Source organism: Streptomyces sp. NPDC101118 (assembly GCF_044759445.1).
Taxonomy (GTDB): Bacteria; Actinomycetota; Actinomycetes; order Streptomycetales; family Streptomycetaceae; genus Streptomyces.
Genome location: NZ_JBIVZG010000011.1, coordinates 12,854 through 29,063, shown reverse-complemented (window position 1 = coordinate 29,063; position 16,210 = coordinate 12,854). Strand labels below are relative to the sequence as shown.

The window sequence follows — 16,210 nt, the reverse complement described above, 5'->3', positions numbered from 1 at the left end:
CGTGGGGGGGGGGGGGGGGGGGGGGGGGGGGGGGGGGGGGGGGGGGGGGGGGGGGGGGGGGGCGCGGGGGGGGGGCGGCCCCCCCCCCCGCCCCCCCCGCCGAGCGCCGGCCTGCGAAAGCGCCACCCCGCGCATAGGGTGGCGGCGTGCGACGCCCGCCGCCGCCCCGCACCAGGAAAGGCCGCCCCACATGTCCGACACGATGCGCGCCATGACCTACGACCGCTTCGGAGGCCTGGAGGTACTGGAACTGACGCAGCGTCCGCTGCCCAAGGTGGCACCGGGCGAGGTCCTCGTCCGGGTGCGGCGGGCCGCGGTCAACCCGGTCGACTGGAAACTGATGTCGGGCGGCCTCGACGGCGCGATGGACACCCTCTTCCCCGTCGTCCCGGGCTGGGACGTGGCCGGGGTGGTCGAACGCGTCGGCATCGACGTGCCCGAGTTCGCGCCGGGCGACGAGGTCATCGCGTACGCGCGGAAGGACTACGTGCACGGCGGCACGTTCGCCGAGTTCGTCAGCGTCCCCGTCCGCGCCCTCGCGCCCAAGCCCGCCGCGCTGAGCTGGGACGAGGCGGCCGGCCTGCCGCTGGCCGGGCTCACCGCGTACCAGCTGCTCACCCGGCTCGGCGTGGGCAGGAAGGACACCGTGCTGATCCACGGCGCCGCCGGGGGAGTGGGCTTCCTCGGCGTGCAGATCGCCCGCGCCCTCGGCGCCCGGGTCATCGGCACGGCCTCGCCCCGCAACCACGACCGGCTCCGCGAGGCCGGCGCCGAGCCCGTGGAGTACGGGGACGGCCTCGTCGGCCGGGTGCGCGCGCTCGCCCCCGACGGCGTGACCGTGGTCGCCGACTTCGTCGGCGGGGTGGTGGACGTGACGCGCGCCGTGCTCGCCGACGGCGGGAGGCACGCCTCCATCGCCGACCACGCGGTGCTGGCCGAGGGCGGTCAGTGGATGTGGGTGCGCCCCGTCGGCAAGGACCTCGAAGCACTCGGCCAACTCGCCGACAGCGGACGCCTGTCCGTGCCCGTGGCGCAGGTCTTCCCCCTGGAGGAGCTGGCCGACGCGTTCGCGCTCAGCCAGACCGGTCACGTCCACGGGAAGATCGTCATCTCGGTCTGAACGGCGTCCTCCTGAACGGCTCCCCCTGAACGGCTCACCTGAACGGCTCACCTGAACGGCTCCCCCTGAACGCGTCCCCGCCGCCGGGACGGCCGGCGGCGGGGACACCGAAACCCGTGGAGCTAGACCAGGCCGGTCAACAGGTCCGCGAAGAGCCGCGGCCGGCTGAAGTAGCCCACGTGCGACGTGGCCAGGGTGTGCACGTCGAACGGGTTGTCCGGGGTCAGCTCGTCTGCCTTCCGGATCATGTAGTCCTGGACGGCCGGCGTGAGGCTGCGGTCCTCGGACAGCCGGACGTAGGTGTGCGGGACGCGACCCCACCCGTCGGCCCGGACCAGGGCTCCCGGCTCCAGCACCGAGTAGTTCTCGTCCGGGTCCATCGAGTCCAGCAGCACCCGGAACTGGTCGTCGGTGCCGTCGGCCATGACGGCGGTCTTCAGCTGGGCGAACAGGGCCGGATCGGCGTGGGCGCTGCGCCAGTTCAGCCGGGCCACAGCGGGATCCGGTACGTCCGGCACCGTGATCCGGGCCGCCGCCGCGTCCAGCAGGCCGTCGTCCGCCACGTCCCACGGCTCGGTGAGCATGGCCGGGGCGCTGAGGCACAGCGCGGAGAGGTAGACGACGCGGTCGAGCAGGTCGGGCACGGCGTTGGCGACGGCGCTGACCGTCAGGCCGCCCAGGCTGTTGGCGACCAGGACGACCGGCCCGTGTCCGGCGAGCCGGCGCACGGCGTCCACCACGTGCTCCACGTTGTCCCGCAACGTGATCCCACGCATCGGGGAGGGGGCGGTGGCCAGCGCCACCCTGTCCTGGGGCTGCCGGTAGTAGGCGGCAGGGCCGGCGGCACGATCACCGTGGCCGGGCAGGTCGACGGCGTACGAACGGTGCCCGAGCAGGGCCAGTTCGTTCTGCAACGGGCTCCAGGCCCGCGCGTTGCTGGAACCGCCGTGCACAAGAACGAAAGTGGGGCGCGAGTGTGCGCGCATGATGAAGATCCTCGTCATCCGGAGGCGAACGGTGGACACGGACCCCGGTGCCGGCGCGGCCGGCTCCAACGGGTCAGAACGTCGACCGCGTGCGCGTGGCCTGCCAGTTGTGGATGACGGAACTCATAGCCGGTGATCGTAGCAGCGCGGCGGCCGAAGCGCCTGGGAGCGCAGCGGCCGCGAGGTGGCGCCGGAGTGCGGCTGCCGGGAGCGGGCCCCTGGATCGGGGCCCCTGGATCGGGGCCCCGGCCCGCCCGGGCGGTCCCGCCCGGGCCGTACGCCTCACCAGACGGGGATGTCGGCCGCCTCCGCCGGTCCCAGATCAGGCCGGTCCCTCAACTCCACGTGCGTGCCCCGCTCGTGGAGCTCCAGGACCACCAGCTCGTTCGCGCCCGCCCGCCACAGCGGGGCCGGCGCGTACAGCGTGCGCTGCGGCCCGCGGTCCCAGTACCGGCCCAGGTGGAAGCCGTTGAGCCACACCGCCCCCTTGGTCCAGCCGGGCAGCGCGAGGAACCCGTCGGCGGGAGCGACGACGTCGAGCTCCAGGCGGTGGAAGGCCGGCCCCGCCACCCCGCCGGGCGCACCGAGCTCCAGGCCGGACAGGTCCGCCAGCGGCAGGGGCCGGACCTCCCAGCCGAACTGGTACTGGTTGTCCAGCCGCACCCCGCCGGTGATCCCCTTGCGGTCGGCCAGCAGCGGCCCGTAGTTGATGCGTCCCATGTTCTCCACGAGCAGCTCCAGCACCGCGCCGCCCTCGGGCACGGTGACCGGCAGCGCCTCCTCCGGCCGGTCCCGCTCCAGCACGCCGAGCGGATGCCCGTCGAGGAAGACCAGTGCCCGGTCGGCGAGCCCGTCCACCCGCAGCTCCGCCCCGTCGAGCGGCCCGCGCAGCCTGGTCCGGTAGTGGATCAGGCCGAGGTTCTGGCCGAAGGCCTCCATCGGCTCGGGTTCGAGGCGTTGGTGTACGTCGGCCAGCGCGTCCAGCGCCCCGGCCAGCGCGGCGCTCCCGCCGACGGCGGCGGCCGCCGGGGGCAGCCGGGCGGGCGGCTCGGGCAACGGGTCTCCGGGCACCGGCAGGTGACGGGCGATCACCTCGCGGAACAGGTGGAACTTCTCGGTCAGTTCACCGGCCTCGCCGACCGGGGCGTCGTAGTCGTAGCTGGTGGTGTCGGGGCGGTACCGGCCGTCCTCGTGGTTGGCGCCGTTCCACCAGCCGAAGTTGGTGCCGCCGTGGCCCATGTAGATGTTGACGGAGGCGCCGGCGGTCAGCAGCCGGTCGAGCACGCCGGCGGCCTCCTTGGCGTCCCGGGTGCGATGCGGGCCGCCCCAGTGGTCGAACCAGCCGTGCCAGAACTCCATGCAGACCAGCGGGCCTCGGGGCTGGTGGCGGCGCAGGCAGTCGAGGGCGGCGTCGGGGCGCGAGCCGAACGTGCCGGTGGTCAGCAGCCCGGGCAGGGTGCCGCCCAGCTGGAAGCCGTCCGCCGCGCCGTCGGCGGTGAACAGCAGGCAGTCCACGCCCCGCCGGACCAGGCCGTCCCGCAGGTGCTCCAGGTAGCCGGTGTCGTTGCCGTAGCTGCCGTACTCGTTCTCGACGGCCATCGCGACGACCGGGCCGCCCGCGGAGGCGAGCAGGGGCAGCAGGCGCGGCACGAGCAGGTCGAACCAGGCGTCGACGGCGGCCAGGTAGGGGCCGTTGCGGCGGCGGAGCCGCACCGACGGGTCGGCGAGCAGCCAGCCGGGCAGCCCGCCGGCCTCCCACTCGGCGCAGATGTACGGGCCCGGGCGGACGATCACGTCCAGGTCCAGGTCGCCGGCGAGCCGGATGAAGGCGGCCACGTCGCGGTCCCCGTCGAAGTCGGCCCGGCCGGGCGCGGGCTGGTGGAAGTTCCAGGCGACGTACGTCTCGACGGTGTTGACGCCCATCGCCCGCAGCCGCAGCAGCCGGTCCCGCCAGAGTGCGGGGCGGACGCGGAAGTAGTGGATCGCGGCGGACACGATGCGGTGCGGCCGGCCGCCGCGCCGGAACATGTCACCTGCCACATCGAGCCGGCGGGAGTCGGCGGCGACGGTGCCGGCGGACCCGGGGACGTCGGCTCCCTCGGCCGAGGGAGCCGAGGGGGACGCGAGGGGCGTGGGGGGCGTGGGGGACGCGAGGGGCGCGGGGGAGGGCCGGGAGGGCTCGGGGAGGCGGGACGGCTGGGGCGGCCGGTGCGGCGGAGGCGTCATGGGGGCATCCTGATCGAGGATCCCGGGCGGGGTGCGGTCCTTGACTACGCTGTGACCCGCGCGGCCAGCACGGCGATGTCGTCCTCGGCCCGGGCCGCCGACAGGTGGGCCAGCACCCGGTCGAGCGCCTCCGCCAGGGGCAGCTCGGGGGCCACCTCCAGCCCGACCAGCCTGGCGAGCGAGCGGTCGATGTCCTCCCCGCGCCGCTCGACCAGCCCGTCGGTGAACATCAGCAGCACGCACCCGGGCCGCAGCCCGTACCGGAGCTCCGTGTACTCGCCCAGGCCCGACCCGAGGGGCGGCCCCGGAGACACCGGCACCAGCACCGACGTCTCCTCCGGCCGCACCACCACCGGCGGCAGGTGGCCCGCGCTGGCGTACGTACACAGCCCCTGCCGGGTGTCCACGCTGACCAGCAGGCAGGTGGCCACCCGGTCGAACCCGGAGCGCGCGACCATCGCGTCCGCGTACCGCAGGATCTCGCGCGGCGGGTGCCCGGACACGGCGAGCGCGCGGATCATCGACCGGTAGTGGCTCATCGCCACCGCCGCCTCCACCCCGTGCCCCATGACGTCGCCCATCACCAGCAGGGTCCGCCAGCCGGGCAGCGCGATCGAGTCGTACCAGTCGCCGCCCACCAGCGCGCCGTTGCCGGACGGCAGGTAGCGGGCCGCCACTTCCAGGTCGGGGTGCGGGAGGGAGGGCTCGGAGAGCAGCGCCCGCTGGAGTTCGAGGGCCATCGTGTGCTCGCGGGTGAACCGCTCGGCCTTGGCCAGGCTGAGCGAGGCGCGCTCGGCCAGGCTCTGCGCCACCAGCACGTCCTCCGGGCCGAAGACGGGCGAGGCCCCGGCCCGGACCAGGGTGAGCGTGCCCAGGGGGTGGTCGGGGGCCAGCAGCGGCACGACGAGGGAGGAGTGGATGCCGGCGGCCCGGTAGGCGGCCACCCGCTCGGCGCTGGGGGCCGCCTTGCTCATCACCTCGTCGGAGGAGAGGTTGTCCATCCAGGGGTGCCCGGTCTCCAGGCTGCGCCGGATGGCCGCGCCGGGCTGCAGGTCGACGTACGAGCCCGCGGTACCGAAGGCGGCCACGTGGGCGGTGAGCCGGGGGACGGAGGCCATGGCGGCGCGGCGCAGCCGGAGGATGCCGGGCGGGGGGAGGGGATGGCCGTTGGGCTCCTCCGGGATGAGGAGCTCGACGCTGGCGGCGTCGGCCAGGCCGGGGACGAGGAACTCGGCCAGCTCGCGGCAGGTGGTGTCGACGTCCAGGGTGGTGCCGATCCGGACGGCCGCGGTGTCGAGCAGGATCAGCCGCTCGTGGGCCCGCTCCAGGGCGCGCTGGTGCTCGCGGGAGGCACTGATCTCCAGGCCGATGCCCACCAGGCCGAGGACCTCGCCGTCCTCCTCCAGGCGGTGGTACGTCACACGCCACACCCTGCTCTCGTGGGGCGAGTCGGCCAGGGTGCTGCCCGTGCCGACCACCTCACGGGGCTGCCCGTCCCGCAGCACGTCGTGCAGGGCCTCGTCGGGCCGCCGGACGGCCGGCAGCAGCTCGGCGAGCGTGTGCCCCAGGTGTTCCTCGGCGGGGATGCCGGTCATCACGGCCATGTGGGGGTTGACGTAGAGGTAGCGCAGCTCGGTGTCGAGCACGGCCACCCCGGCCAGGGTGCCGTGCAGGATCTGGCGCAGCAGGCGGTACTCACGGGCCAGGGTCCGCCCGGCCGCGGCGATCACCGCCTCGGCGTCCGCCGAGAAGAGGTACGGCCCCGGGAACGCCGGGTCGGGGCCCTCCGCGCACATCCGCCTGCCTCCTCGCCGACCGGGGGCGCCGACCGCCCTCGGTCCCCATGGTCGGCCACGGGGCGGCCGACGGCATGCGGGGCGGGGCGGCCGGTCCGGCCGGTCAGCGGGTCTTGACCGCGCGGAGCACCACGAACTTGGCGTCGCTGGCCACCAGCTCGCAGTTGCCGAAGAGGCGGCGCAGCTTCAGGTGGTAGCCGAGGTGGCGGTTGCCGATGACCCAGAGCTCGCCGCCCTTGCGCAGGGCGCGTTGGGACCCCGAGAACATCCGCCAGGCGGTGGCGTCGGTGAGCGACTGGTGGGAGTGGAACGGCGGGTTGTTGAGCACCGCGTCCACCGAGTTCGCCGGCAGGTCGGCGATGCCGTCGCCCACCAGGAACCGGGGGATGCCGAGTGCGCCGGGGCCGATGTTCTCCCGGTACGTGGCCTCCGCGGAGGCGACCGCCTGGTACGACTCGTCGGTGAAGATCACGTCGGCCTCGGGGCTGCCCTTGGCGAGGGCGGTGCCGACCACGCCGTTGCCGCAGCCGAGGTCCACGATGGTGCCGGGGCCCCGCCACGGCGGCAGGTGGGCCAGCAGGAAGCGGGTGCCGATGTCGAGGCGGTCGGCGCAGAAGACGCCGGCGTGGTTGGTGACGGTGAGGCCCTCGGCCGGGCCCGCGCCGGCCTCCGGTCCCAGGGTGTAGACCAGCGGCCAGGGGCTGGGCTCGGGCTTCTCGCGCGGCTCGGGCGTGGCGAAGATCAGCCGGGCCTTCTTCTCCGCCAGGGAGGTGCGGGTCGGGCCGATGATCCGTTCGAAGAGGTCCAGGGTGGAGGTGTGGATCTCCTTGACCATGCCGGTGCCGACCACGACGCTGCCCGCGTGCAGGGAGGGCGCCAGGCGGCAGAGCTGGTCCTCCAGCAGCGCCAGGCTCTTCGGGACCCGTACGAGCAGCACGTCGATGCGGGCCGGCGGCTCGTCCTGGGTGGTGAGCAGGCGTACGCCGTCCTCGGCCACGCCGGCCCGGGCGAGGTTCGCCTCGGTGGCCCGGCGGCCCAGGTACGAGTCGGTGATCTGGGTGAGGGAGGCGGCGCGCCCGGCAAGGGCGGTGGCCAGGGCGCCCCAGCGGTCACCGAACACGGTGACATTGCACTGTGACACGTCAACGGCCGGCACCTCCCCGGTGCCGCCGACCAGGTGCCTCAGCAGGTACTCGTCGGAGGCGTCCCAGGCGCGCAGCTGGTCGCGGGGGTCCTCGGGGAAGCGGGCGAGTCCGTAGTCGCCCCAGGACGTCGTCAAGCGGTTCTCAGTGGTGCCAGTCATCGTGGCCCCAGGCTAGCCGAGCCGCCCCGCCCCGGCCGCCGCACGGCCCGGGGCCCGCGCGCGGACGGGCGTGCCGACCGGGCGGCCGGCGGGGAGCGCCGCGCGCGGAGCGGCGTTATGCCGCCGCCCGGCCCCACCCCCCCCCGCATGCCGACCCGCCCACCCGGCACTCCCCGCCTCCCGCCGGCCCCGGCGCGCCGCACCTCCTACCCGCCGGGGCTCACTCCTCGCCGAAGTCGCCGGACATCGCGGCCGCCAGCCGCAGGTACGGTGCCGCCTCGGCCCGGCGGCCCTGCCGCTCCAGCGTCCGCCCCAGCATCAGCTGGGCGTAGTCCTCCACCGGCCAGCGCTCCAGGATGGCCCGCAGCTCCGTCTCGGCCCGCCGCAGCTGCGCCGAGTGGTAGTAGGCGCGGGCCAGCAGCAGCCGCGGCGCGAGCTGCCCGGGCGCCTCCGCGGTCAGCGGCTCCAGTACCCGCGCGGCCGTGGCGTACTCCTTCGCGTCGAAGAACAGCCCGGCCCGCGCCCAGCGCTCGGCCGCCGTGCCGTGGTCGTAGTAGTGCTCCGCACGCTCGGTCATCTCGCCGCTCGTCCTCTCTCGCGCTCGCGTTCCTCTGGTCCTGCATCGCCTCAACACCCAGAGAAGGTTTAACATTCCACTACATAGGGCGAGCGTCCGGCGCGGTACGGGGCCGCGCCCCGCCCCCACGGGACTAGGTTGTGGACATGAGCAATCTCGATCGCCAGGCAACGCTCTCCGTGTGCGGCGGCCGCGGCTTCGTCGTCGCCGAACCCGTACGCGAACTCCTCACCCCGCGCCAGGTCAGGCTGGGCGAATCCACCGAGGTGCGCAGACTGCTCCCGAACCTCGGGCGCCGGATGGTGGGCGCCTGGTGCTTCGTCGACCACTACGGCCCCGACGACATCGCCGACGAGCCCGGCATGCAGGTCCCGCCGCACCCCCACATGGGCCTCCAGACCGTCAGCTGGCTCCACCAGGGCGAGGTGCTGCACCGCGACAGCGTCGGCAGCCTCCAGACCGTGCGCCCCCGCGAGCTCGGCCTGATGACCTCCGGCCGCGCGATCAGCCACTCCGAGGAGAGCCCCCGCTCCCACGCCCGCTTCCTGGAGGGCGCCCAGCTGTGGGTCGCCCTGCCCGACGAGCACCGCCACGTGGAGCCGCACTTCCAGCACCACGCCGAACTCCCGCACGTCACCGCCCCCGGCGTCGACGCCACGGTCATCCTGGGCACCCTCGACGGCGCCACCTCGCCCGGCACCACGTACAGCCCGCTGCTCGGCGCGGACCTCAGCCTGGTCTCCGGCACCGAGACCCGCCTCCCCCTGGAACCGGACTTCGAGTACGCGGTCCTCGCCATGTCCGGCGAGGCGTACGTCGACGGCGTCCCGGTGCTCCCCGGCTCGATGCTCTACCTCGGCTGCGGCCGCACCGAACTCCCCCTGCGCGCCGCGTCGGACGCCTCGGTGATGCTGCTGGGCGGCGAGCCGTTCGAGGAGGAGATCGTCATGTTCTGGAACTGGATCGGCCGCTCCCACGAGGAGATCGCCGAGGCCCGCGAGGCGTGGATGACCGGCACCCGCTTCGGCGAGGTGAAGGGCTACGACGGCCCTCCGATTCCGTCCCCCGAACTGCCGCCAACTCACCTGAAGCCTCGGGGAAGAGTGCGCTGACCTGTCATTTCATGCTGCCCCGGGCCGGAGGTGCAGGCCGGCGTCGCCTTCGGGTTTCCAGCGGCGGACCCACTTGGGGCTGTAGCGCGGGAGATGCCCATCTCGTCGGCGGCCACGTGGGCGACGGCCGGCCGGCTCGGACTCGGTCGATGAGGAGCCGTATGCCGTGGACGGTCAGCCGGGCGTTGGGGTGGGACACGAAGGCCTGCGGTGATGCAGGGGCTGGGCGCCGCAGCCGACCTCGGCCAAGCCGTCTGCCCCCCGGGGGGCACGTGACTGCTGCACGGGGTCGGTTCACGTGCTTGTCGAACCACTCGACCAGCTGCTCGGGGTGCTCGGAGAAGTAGTTGTAGCCGTCCCAGCGCCTTGCCCGCACCGCCGGTCCGGGACGTCGACGCCGGGCGGCCGCCGCCTCGGTGCGGCCGAACCTGCAGCGTCTCCTGGAGTCCCTGACCTGCCCGGCGTTCGTCCTGAACGGCCGCGGTGACGTGCTGGCCGCCAACAGCCTCGGCCCTGCCCTGTACGCCCCCATGATCGAAGCTGCCGGGGGCGCCACCCCCAACCACGGCCGGTTCATGTTCCTGGACCCCCGCTCCCGCCAGTTCTGGGGCGACTGGGAAAGCGCCGACAACCTGGTCGCACACTCCTGCACGCCCAGGCCGGCCGCGACCCCTACGACGAGGACCTGGCGGTGATCTGGAGGCGGCTGGCGACTCCCCGGAAGGTGACGGGTGCGGCCGGCTTTGCGGCCGCGGTCATGGCAGTCTCCGTGGTCCGTCATCCTCCAGATGACTGCCTGCTTGTCATCGTTTCGATGACATGTTAAAACGGAAGCACGTTGAAGCGCATTGGCACTTCCTGCCTGAACCGACTGGAGGTGTTTCGCGATGTTGATGCGCACCGACCCGTTCCGCGAGATGGACCGGATCGTCCAGCAGCTCTCGGGGACGTCGGGCACGTGGTCGAAGCCGTCCGTGATGCCGATGGACGCCTACCGCGACGGCCACGCGTACGTGATCGCCTTCGACCTCCCCGGCGTGAGCACCGACGCGATCGACATCGACGTCGAGCGCAACATGCTCACGGTGAAGGCCGAGCGCCGGCCCACGGGGAAGTCCGACGGCGTGCAGATGGAACTCTCCGAGCGGCCCCTGGGTGTCTTCTCCCGCCAGGTCATGCTGGCCGACACCCTCGACACCGAGCACATCGAGGCCGACTACGACGCGGGTGTCCTGACCCTGCGGATCCCGATCGCCGAGCGCGCCAAGCCGCGGAAGGTAGCCATCGGCGGCGAGTCCGGCCGCAAGCAGATCTCCGGCTGACCCGGCCGGCACCGGCGGCGGAGGACGGGAACCCGATCCCCCTCCGGCACCCCGTCCTCCGCACCCTTCCCCTTCCGGCTCCCGCCCGGCTACGGCCTCCTCTTCGGTCACCCCCAGCCCACCCGAGCGGCCGACGCCACCGGCCGGACACCGAACCAGCGACGAGAAAGGCAACCGCAGCACCATGTACGACCAGCCTCGACCGCACCAGGCCCACGCCGCCATGACGTTCGAGCAGATGCTGGAACGCGTGCGCTACGAAGGCGCCTACCCCACCCGCGAACGCGCCGAGGAAGCCGTCCGCACGGTCCTCGCCGCCCTCGGCCGCCAGCTCGTCGGAGACGAACGCGTCGACCTCGCCCAGGCCCTGCCCGTCGAAGCCGCCCTCGCCCTGACCGCCGAGATCCCCGCCACCGAACAGCTCACCGCCTGGAGCTTCGTCAAGGACCTGGCCAGTCGTACGGGCACCAGCCCGGCCGTCGCCCGCTGGGACACCGGCGCCGTACTCGCCGTCGTCACTCGCCTCACCGGCCCCGACCTCCTCACCCGCATCCTCGACCACCTCCCCTCCGGTTACGCACTCCTCTTCGGCCGGGCCGAACTTCGCCGGCCACAGCCCGCGATGTGATGCGGCGGTTGCAGGAAGGCCGGGGTCGGCACCCCAGGCCGGGCTCTCAACGCCGCAGGGGCCGCAAGGTGAGCTCCGGCGTTGCGCAGGTGCCGCCCTGCGGATCCCCATGCGGGGCGGTGGTGCCGCTTCGGCGGTCGCGGGGCGCCGGCTCCGCTCGGCGCCGGCCGGGGGGTCCTCCAGGGCCGTGAACCAGAGGCCTTCCTTGGCCTCGTGGGGTGCGCTTCAGCCGGATCCGCCCAGCACGATCTTCCACACTCGGGTCGCCACCTGGAGGTTCAGCCGGTCCTCGACGTTCGCGAGGTCGTTGCCGCTGATGTCGCGGATGCGTTTGAGTCGGTAGCGCAGCGTGCTGCGGTGGATCGCGAGGGATTCGGCCGTCTCGTCGTAGTTGCCGCCGTAGTCGAAGTACCGGGACAGGGTCTCCACCAGGGCCGCGTGGTGCCGGGAGTCGTAGTCGATCAGCTGCCCGAGCCAGTCGTGGACGAACGTTTCCAGCTCCTGGTAGTCGTGGCCGGGTCCCAGGACGCGGTAGAGGCCGAGTTCGTCGAAGAACGTCGTGCCCTAGCGCTCCATGGAGTGGCGGCGCACTTCCAGGGCGCGCTGCGCCTCCTGGTAACGGTGGGGGATGGCGTCCAGGGATTCGCACGAGGCGCTCACGCCGATCGTCCCGGACCCCTCTCTGGGGGGTTTGCGCCTGCAGACGAGGGCCCGGCTGGCCGTGGAACAAGCCGTCCTGGGCTTGGCGGGGCTGCAGGACACCGGTGCCGAGGGGCGACCGCGAAGTCGACGGCTCCGGAGACCGCTTGCCGTTCGTCTCACGCCCGTTCATCCGGGCCGGGCCGATGGGGAGGGGACTGCCGATCTGCGGTACGTCGTCAGCGGGCCACGCGGATACCTGCGGGTGCTCGCCGGTATGGTCCGTGCCAACCGCCCTTGGCGCTTGGTGCCGGGGCTGTCGAAAGCCTTGGCGGCCGCGCTTGCGACGGGAGCGGTCGCCACCGTGAACTCCACCGTCTGGAGTCTCGCCGAGGCCCTGAGCGCACCGCGCCTCGTGATCGCCATGGTCGGCTCTGTCGCGCTCATGATCGGCTGGCTGACCGTGGACGCGGAGCTGTGGCATCGCTCGGCAGAGGGTTCGCCGGAGGCGAGCCAGAGGGCGAGGCTCTACAACACGTCGACGGTCCTGACCGTAGGCATCGGGGTGCTCGTCTGCTACGTGGGTCTGCTGCTCATCAACGTCGTGTGGGCGCTGTTCATCCTCAACGACCAGGTGTTCGCGTCCATGACACGAGAACCGCTGGACGCAACGGAGTACCGGACGTTGTCATGGTTCGTCGCTTCGACTGCGACCGTGGGCGGCGCGCTGGGCTCCGGCCTGGAGAGCGACGAGGCCATCCGAGCTAGGGGCGCAGCGGTCCGCAGGCGCGGCGTGCTGTCGAACGCGCGCGGACGAGTGGATCCCGCCTGTGGGGGGGGGCGTGCCGGTCGCGCCCCGGCGCGGCTCCGACCGGTCCGCATTCGATGGCCGGCGTCATGCGGAGACCGTCGCCGGGCGATCCTTGGCGGAAGCGAACGTCCTGAGCGGCCGGTCACCCCCGACCGGCGGGCGCCGCCGGGTCACAGGGCGCCGTGCCGGAAGGCGTAGGCCACCGCCTGAGTGCGGTTGCGCAGGCCCAGCCGACCCGTCACCCCGCTGATCACCTGCTTGATCGTGCGCTCGGAGTGGTTCAGCCGACGCCCGATTCCGCGGGCAGGACATACCGGTCGGGGACCTCGCCGGCCACCACCCCCCCCCACCACGACACCGTCCGCCGCGAACTCGTACAGCTCACCGCGGACGGCGTCCGCCGCCGCCCGACGACCGAAAGTCTGCCCACCGGCTGAAGGACGGAGGCCGGGGCCTGGGTGCTGCGCGGACAGCCGCCACTCCTGTCAGAGGGTTGCCGTCTGCCGCCGCTCAGGCGGCAGTCCGGTCCGTGACTGGTCCGGAGACGGAGGCTGAGAGACCGAATCGACTACCTTGGCCCGTGAGGCGTGGACGACGGGCACCCGCTTCGGCGGGGTGAAGGGCTACGACGGCGCCCCGATCCCGGCCCCGGAGCTGCCCCCGACCCACCTGAGGCCCCGGGGGCGCGTGCGCTGACCCGGGCCGGGAGCCGGCCGGCCGACGCCCCCCGCCCGGACGTCGTCGGTGCGGGAGGCGGCGGCCGTCACCGGCTCGAACGGACCACACGAACGCGACGGCGATGGAGACGGCCATGCGACTGGGCAGGGCGGCCTACGAGAAGGAACTGCTGCGGCTCCAGACGGAGCTGGTCAAACTGCAGGAATGGGTGCGCGCGGAGGGCGCACGCCTGGTGGTCGTCTTCGAGGGACGGGACGCCGCGGGCAAGGGGGGCACGATCAAGCGCGTCACGGAGCACCTGAACCCCCGCGTGGCGCGCATCGTGGCCCTCCCGAAGCCGACGGAGCGGGAGCGCACCCAGTGGTACTTCCAGCGCTACGTGGAACACCTGCCCGCGGCGGGCGAGATCGTCCTCTTCGACCGCAGCTGGTACAACCGTGCCGGGGTCGAGCACGTCATGGGCTTCTGCACACCCGCCGAACACCGCCTCTTCCTGCGCCAGTGCCCGGTCTTCGAGCACATGCTGGCGGAAGACGGGATCCTGCTCCGCAAGTACTGGTTCTCCGTCAGCGACGCCGTTCAGGAGGAACGCTTCCGCCGCCGGGCGGACGACCCGCTGCGGCGGTGGAAGCTCTCCCCGATGGACCTGGAGTCCCTCACCCGCTGGGAGGCGTACTCCCGGGCGAAGGACGAGATGCTCGTCCACACCGACACCGCGGACGCCCCCTGGTACGTGGTGGAGAGCGACGACAAGCGCAGCGCGCGCCTCAACATGATCGCCCACCTGCTGTCCACGGTCCCCTATCAGGACGTGGCCCTGCCCGCGCTGGCCCTGCCGCCCAGGCCCCCGTCGACCGGCTACGAGCGCCCGCCCAAGGACCTCCAGAACGCCGTGCCGGACCACGCCGCCGCCCTCCGCGACGCCTGACGCGAGGCGGAGGGCGGCGGCCCGTCGGCGGACGGGCGGCGGTGTTCACATCAGCCGAGCACCACCGCCGCCGCACGGTGTACGGGTTGCGCCGGGGACATCGGACGGGTGCCGCCCGGTCCCGGCCGGGCTCCTGTGGTGTGGACGGTCCCGGTGTCCGTGAGGAGCGCGATGAGCGACGTGCGGGCACGGGCGACGCGGGAGCGGACCGTGCCCACGGGACAGCCGATGGCTTCCGCCGCCTCGGCGTAGGGCAGGCCCAGGAGCTGGGTGAGGACGAAGGCGTCCCGGCGGCCGGACGGGATCGTCGAAAGGAGTTCGGCGAGGGCGATGCCGTCCTCGAAGCCGGGGAGTCCCCGCGGCTGGGTCTGCTCCGCGGCGGACTGCCAGTCGTGGCGGTCGGACAGGCGGGGCCGCGCGGCCGAGCGGCGGAGGCTGTCCACGACGGTGCGGCGGGCTATGGACAGCAGCCAGGTGCGGGCGGAGGAACGGCCCTCGAAGCGGGGCAGGGCGGCGAGGGCGCGGAGGAAGACGTCCTGCGTGAGGTCGTCGGCCGCCTGGGGGTCGGCGCTCAGGAAGGCCACGTACCGCCAGACGTCGCGGTGGAGGGCGCGTACGAATCCGTCGGTCTTGGCCGGGTCTCCGTCGCGGGCGGCCAGCGCGAGCCTGGTCACGGCCGCGTCGGTGTCGGCCGCGTGCCGGGCCGGCCGTCGGCCGGAGGCGGGCTGCTGGGAGGTCGGGGCAGGGGTCATCGCCACAAGGTCCTTACGGGCAAGGGGTGTCCGGCGCAGCGCCGAGGTGTCGGTGTGCACCGGTGAGGGGTGTACGGCCTGCCGGAGGGCAGGGCCGATGCCCGAGGCGCGGCGGAGCAGCCCGTGCGCGCCCGGGGAGCCGGCTGTCAGGCGACAGCGGTTCCCCGGGGCGGGCCCCGCGAGGTGATGGCGTGGACGAGGAGGAGCTGCCGCAGCGGGCTGTGCCGGCGCTCACGGCGGGTGCGGGCCGGCGGCCGGTGCGGGACCGGTGCCGGTACGAAGAGCAGGCGCAGCGGCGTGCAGAACCACGCGGCGAGGACGCGCAGGAGACGGAAGGCGGCCTGCTCGCCGTGGGCGAGCCACAGGCCGGCGAGGACGGCCGCCAGGAGGTGGGCGGCCAGCATCCCGGAGGGTGACATGCCGGGCATGCCGTGGCTGCCGGCCGGCAGGACGGCGCCGAGCGCATCGGCCGGGGCGCCCGCCATGCCCTGCACGGTGTCCATACCGTGCATCCCCGGTATGCCGTGCATCCCTTGCATGCCGTGGACGGCGTCCGTGCCGTGCGTCCCGAGCATGCCGTGGTGGGCGTCCGTGCCGTGCGTCCCGAGCATGCCGTGGTGGGCGTCCGTGCCGTGCGTCCCGAGCATGCCGTGCATGCCGTGGTGGGCGTGAACCGCCGTGTCCGCCGGCGCCGTTGGCGCCGTGGAGCCCGGGGACGGGTGGCCCGCCGGGCCTGCGGCCGCCCGTGGCGCGTCCTGCGGGAACAGCGCGGATAACGACGGGTCCCCGCACGCGGCGTACCGGGCCCACTGCCGGACCAGCGAGGCGCCGTGCGGCAGGGCCGGGTGCGCGAGGGCCTGGACCAGCGAGAAGACGGCGTGCAGCGCGGTCTGGACGGCGACGGTGGCGGCGGTGACGGCGAGGAGCCCGCGCTCCCGCCCGGCGAGCGCCCACGCTGCGGCCGCCGCACAGGCGAAGGCGGCGGCCATGGCCCACCCGGGGACGGGCAGTCCCGACATGGTGACGTGGCCGACGGACGCGAGCAGCACGCAGACGGCTGCGAACATCGCAGCCCGTACGGCTCTCGAACATCGGCCTGGCGTCATGGCGGGGCTCATCCTCGCATCACTTTCATGGGCAAAGCACCGGGGGTGCGCGCGATTTGAGCAATTCCCCATCCTCGGTCGTGCCACGCCCCGACCGGCCGTCGGGTGTGGCGCAGAACACACGAGGGGCCGGGGAACCGGCCGGGTGTTCAGGCCGACTGACTCCGTGTTCCAACAGGACGTTCGGAACGTTCCACACGTTCGACACGGGGAAGGCGAGGGCGCG

At 73.7% G+C, this 16,210-nt stretch carries 13 protein-coding genes and 4 pseudogenes; 8 read left to right on the top strand and 9 right to left on the bottom strand.

The features are described from left to right. Positions 1 to 202: 202 nt before the first annotated feature. The gene (locus ACIQUQ_RS18995) at positions 203 to 1,120 is read left to right on the top strand and encodes an NADP-dependent oxidoreductase (RefSeq protein WP_403977410.1); all 918 of its coding nucleotides are present in this window, start codon (positions 203 to 205) and stop codon (positions 1,118 to 1,120) included. Between the two features lie 122 nt (positions 1,121 to 1,242). Here the strand turns inward: ACIQUQ_RS18995 and ACIQUQ_RS18990 are convergent, their stop codons facing one another. The 5 genes from ACIQUQ_RS18990 to ACIQUQ_RS18970 form a co-directional block, all read right to left on the bottom strand. Beyond that, positions 1,243 to 2,106 (bottom strand): alpha/beta hydrolase, encoded by an 864-nt coding sequence (locus tag ACIQUQ_RS18990; protein ID WP_403977081.1) that lies wholly within the window; start codon positions 2,104 to 2,106, stop codon positions 1,243 to 1,245. Between the two features lie 282 nt (positions 2,107 to 2,388). Further along, complete coding sequence (locus ACIQUQ_RS18985) at positions 2,389 to 4,332, bottom strand: beta-galactosidase family protein (protein ID WP_403977079.1); 1,944 nt, start codon at positions 4,330 to 4,332, stop codon at positions 2,389 to 2,391. A gap of 44 nt (positions 4,333 to 4,376) precedes the next feature. Further along, entirely contained in the window at positions 4,377 to 6,128 is a 1,752-nt protein-coding gene (locus tag ACIQUQ_RS18980) for a SpoIIE family protein phosphatase (RefSeq protein WP_403977077.1), read from the bottom strand. 103 nt (positions 6,129 to 6,231) lie between these two features. Next, complete coding sequence (locus ACIQUQ_RS18975) at positions 6,232 to 7,431, bottom strand: methyltransferase (RefSeq protein ID WP_403977075.1); 1,200 nt, start codon at positions 7,429 to 7,431, stop codon at positions 6,232 to 6,234. A gap of 220 nt (positions 7,432 to 7,651) precedes the next feature. Then, positions 7,652 to 8,008 carry a tetratricopeptide repeat protein gene (locus ACIQUQ_RS18970; protein WP_403977073.1) on the bottom strand — a complete coding sequence of 119 codons (357 nt, stop codon included), beginning with the start codon at positions 8,006 to 8,008 and terminating at the stop codon, positions 7,652 to 7,654. A gap of 146 nt (positions 8,009 to 8,154) precedes the next feature. Here ACIQUQ_RS18970 and ACIQUQ_RS18965 point away from each other — a divergent pair, with 146 nt between their 5' ends. Beyond that, positions 8,155 to 9,120, top strand: a complete 966-nt coding sequence (locus ACIQUQ_RS18965) for a pirin family protein (RefSeq protein ID WP_403977071.1) — start codon at positions 8,155 to 8,157, stop codon at positions 9,118 to 9,120. 24 nt (positions 9,121 to 9,144) lie between these two features. Here ACIQUQ_RS18965 and ACIQUQ_RS18960 read toward each other — a convergent pair. After that, positions 9,145 to 9,319, bottom strand: a pseudogene (locus ACIQUQ_RS18960) (helix-turn-helix domain-containing protein); the annotation flags it as partial. Between the two features lie 217 nt (positions 9,320 to 9,536). On the opposite strand from ACIQUQ_RS18960, the gene ACIQUQ_RS18955 reads away from it, so the two are divergent. The 3 genes from ACIQUQ_RS18955 to ACIQUQ_RS18945 all read left to right on the top strand — a co-directional run bounded on the left by ACIQUQ_RS18955 (position 9,537) and on the right by ACIQUQ_RS18945 (position 11,070). Then, entirely contained in the window at positions 9,537 to 9,815 is a 279-nt protein-coding gene (locus ACIQUQ_RS18955; protein WP_403977069.1) for a hypothetical protein, read from the top strand. A gap of 192 nt (positions 9,816 to 10,007) precedes the next feature. After that, a complete protein-coding gene (locus tag ACIQUQ_RS18950; protein WP_403977067.1) occupies positions 10,008 to 10,442 on the top strand; it encodes an Hsp20/alpha crystallin family protein in 435 nt (144 codons plus the stop codon). A gap of 184 nt (positions 10,443 to 10,626) precedes the next feature. Then, positions 10,627 to 11,070 carry a DUF2267 domain-containing protein gene (locus tag ACIQUQ_RS18945; protein ID WP_403977065.1) on the top strand — a complete coding sequence of 148 codons (444 nt, stop codon included), beginning with the start codon at positions 10,627 to 10,629 and terminating at the stop codon, positions 11,068 to 11,070. Between the two features lie 225 nt (positions 11,071 to 11,295). On the opposite strand, the pseudogene ACIQUQ_RS18940 reads toward ACIQUQ_RS18945, so the two are convergent. Next, positions 11,296 to 11,745 (bottom strand): annotated as a pseudogene (locus ACIQUQ_RS18940) (PucR family transcriptional regulator); the annotation flags it as partial. Here ACIQUQ_RS18940 and ACIQUQ_RS18935 point away from each other — a divergent pair. The 3 genes and pseudogenes from ACIQUQ_RS18935 to ppk2 form a co-directional block, all read left to right on the top strand. Further along, positions 11,714 to 12,523, top strand: a pseudogene (locus tag ACIQUQ_RS18935) (hypothetical protein); the annotation flags it as partial. The pseudogenes ACIQUQ_RS18940 and ACIQUQ_RS18935 overlap by 32 nt on opposite strands. Positions 12,524 to 13,081: 558 nt before the next feature. After that, positions 13,082 to 13,216: pseudogene (locus ACIQUQ_RS18930) on the top strand (pirin family protein); the annotation flags it as partial. 115 nt (positions 13,217 to 13,331) lie between these two features. Continuing rightward, the gene (gene ppk2 / locus ACIQUQ_RS18925) at positions 13,332 to 14,126 is read left to right on the top strand and encodes a polyphosphate kinase 2 (RefSeq protein WP_403977063.1); all 795 of its coding nucleotides are present in this window, start codon (positions 13,332 to 13,334) and stop codon (positions 14,124 to 14,126) included. A 50-nt stretch (positions 14,127 to 14,176) separates the two neighbouring features. Here ppk2 and ACIQUQ_RS18920 read toward each other — a convergent pair whose 3' ends face one another. Both ACIQUQ_RS18920 and ACIQUQ_RS18915 read right to left on the bottom strand, forming a co-directional pair. Continuing rightward, a complete protein-coding gene (locus tag ACIQUQ_RS18920) occupies positions 14,177 to 14,878 on the bottom strand; it encodes a sigma-70 family RNA polymerase sigma factor (protein WP_403977061.1) in 702 nt (233 codons plus the stop codon). Between the two features lie 146 nt (positions 14,879 to 15,024). Beyond that, positions 15,025 to 15,984 carry a hypothetical protein gene (locus ACIQUQ_RS18915; RefSeq protein ID WP_403977059.1) on the bottom strand — a complete coding sequence of 320 codons (960 nt, stop codon included), beginning with the start codon at positions 15,982 to 15,984 and terminating at the stop codon, positions 15,025 to 15,027. Between the last annotated feature and the right edge of the window lie 226 nt (positions 15,985 to 16,210).

What these genes read in the sequence shown, in the direction of transcription:
- ACIQUQ_RS18995 (WP_403977410.1), top strand. Translation starts at nt 203, where the DNA reads ATGCGCGCCATGACCTACGACCGCTTCGGAGGCCTGGAGGTACTGGAA.
- ACIQUQ_RS18990 (WP_403977081.1), bottom strand. Translation starts at nt 2,106, where the DNA reads ATGCGCGCACACTCGCGCCCCACTTTCGTTCTTGTGCACGGCGGTTCC.
- ACIQUQ_RS18985 (WP_403977079.1), bottom strand. Translation starts at nt 4,332, where the DNA reads ATGACGCCTCCGCCGCACCGGCCGCCCCAGCCGTCCCGCCTCCCCGAG.
- ACIQUQ_RS18980 (WP_403977077.1), bottom strand. Translation starts at nt 6,128, where the DNA reads ATGTGCGCGGAGGGCCCCGACCCGGCGTTCCCGGGGCCGTACCTCTTC.
- ACIQUQ_RS18975 (WP_403977075.1), bottom strand. Translation starts at nt 7,431, where the DNA reads ATGACTGGCACCACTGAGAACCGCTTGACGACGTCCTGGGGCGACTAC.
- ACIQUQ_RS18970 (WP_403977073.1), bottom strand. Translation starts at nt 8,008, where the DNA reads ATGACCGAGCGTGCGGAGCACTACTACGACCACGGCACGGCGGCCGAG.
- ACIQUQ_RS18965 (WP_403977071.1), top strand. Translation starts at nt 8,155, where the DNA reads ATGAGCAATCTCGATCGCCAGGCAACGCTCTCCGTGTGCGGCGGCCGC.
- ACIQUQ_RS18950 (WP_403977067.1), top strand. Translation starts at nt 10,008, where the DNA reads ATGTTGATGCGCACCGACCCGTTCCGCGAGATGGACCGGATCGTCCAG.
- ACIQUQ_RS18945 (WP_403977065.1), top strand. Translation starts at nt 10,627, where the DNA reads ATGTACGACCAGCCTCGACCGCACCAGGCCCACGCCGCCATGACGTTC.
- ppk2 (WP_403977063.1), top strand. Translation starts at nt 13,332, where the DNA reads ATGCGACTGGGCAGGGCGGCCTACGAGAAGGAACTGCTGCGGCTCCAG.
- ACIQUQ_RS18920 (WP_403977061.1), bottom strand. Translation starts at nt 14,878, where the DNA reads ATGACCCCTGCCCCGACCTCCCAGCAGCCCGCCTCCGGCCGACGGCCG.
- ACIQUQ_RS18915 (WP_403977059.1), bottom strand. Translation starts at nt 15,984, where the DNA reads ATGACGCCAGGCCGATGTTCGAGAGCCGTACGGGCTGCGATGTTCGCA.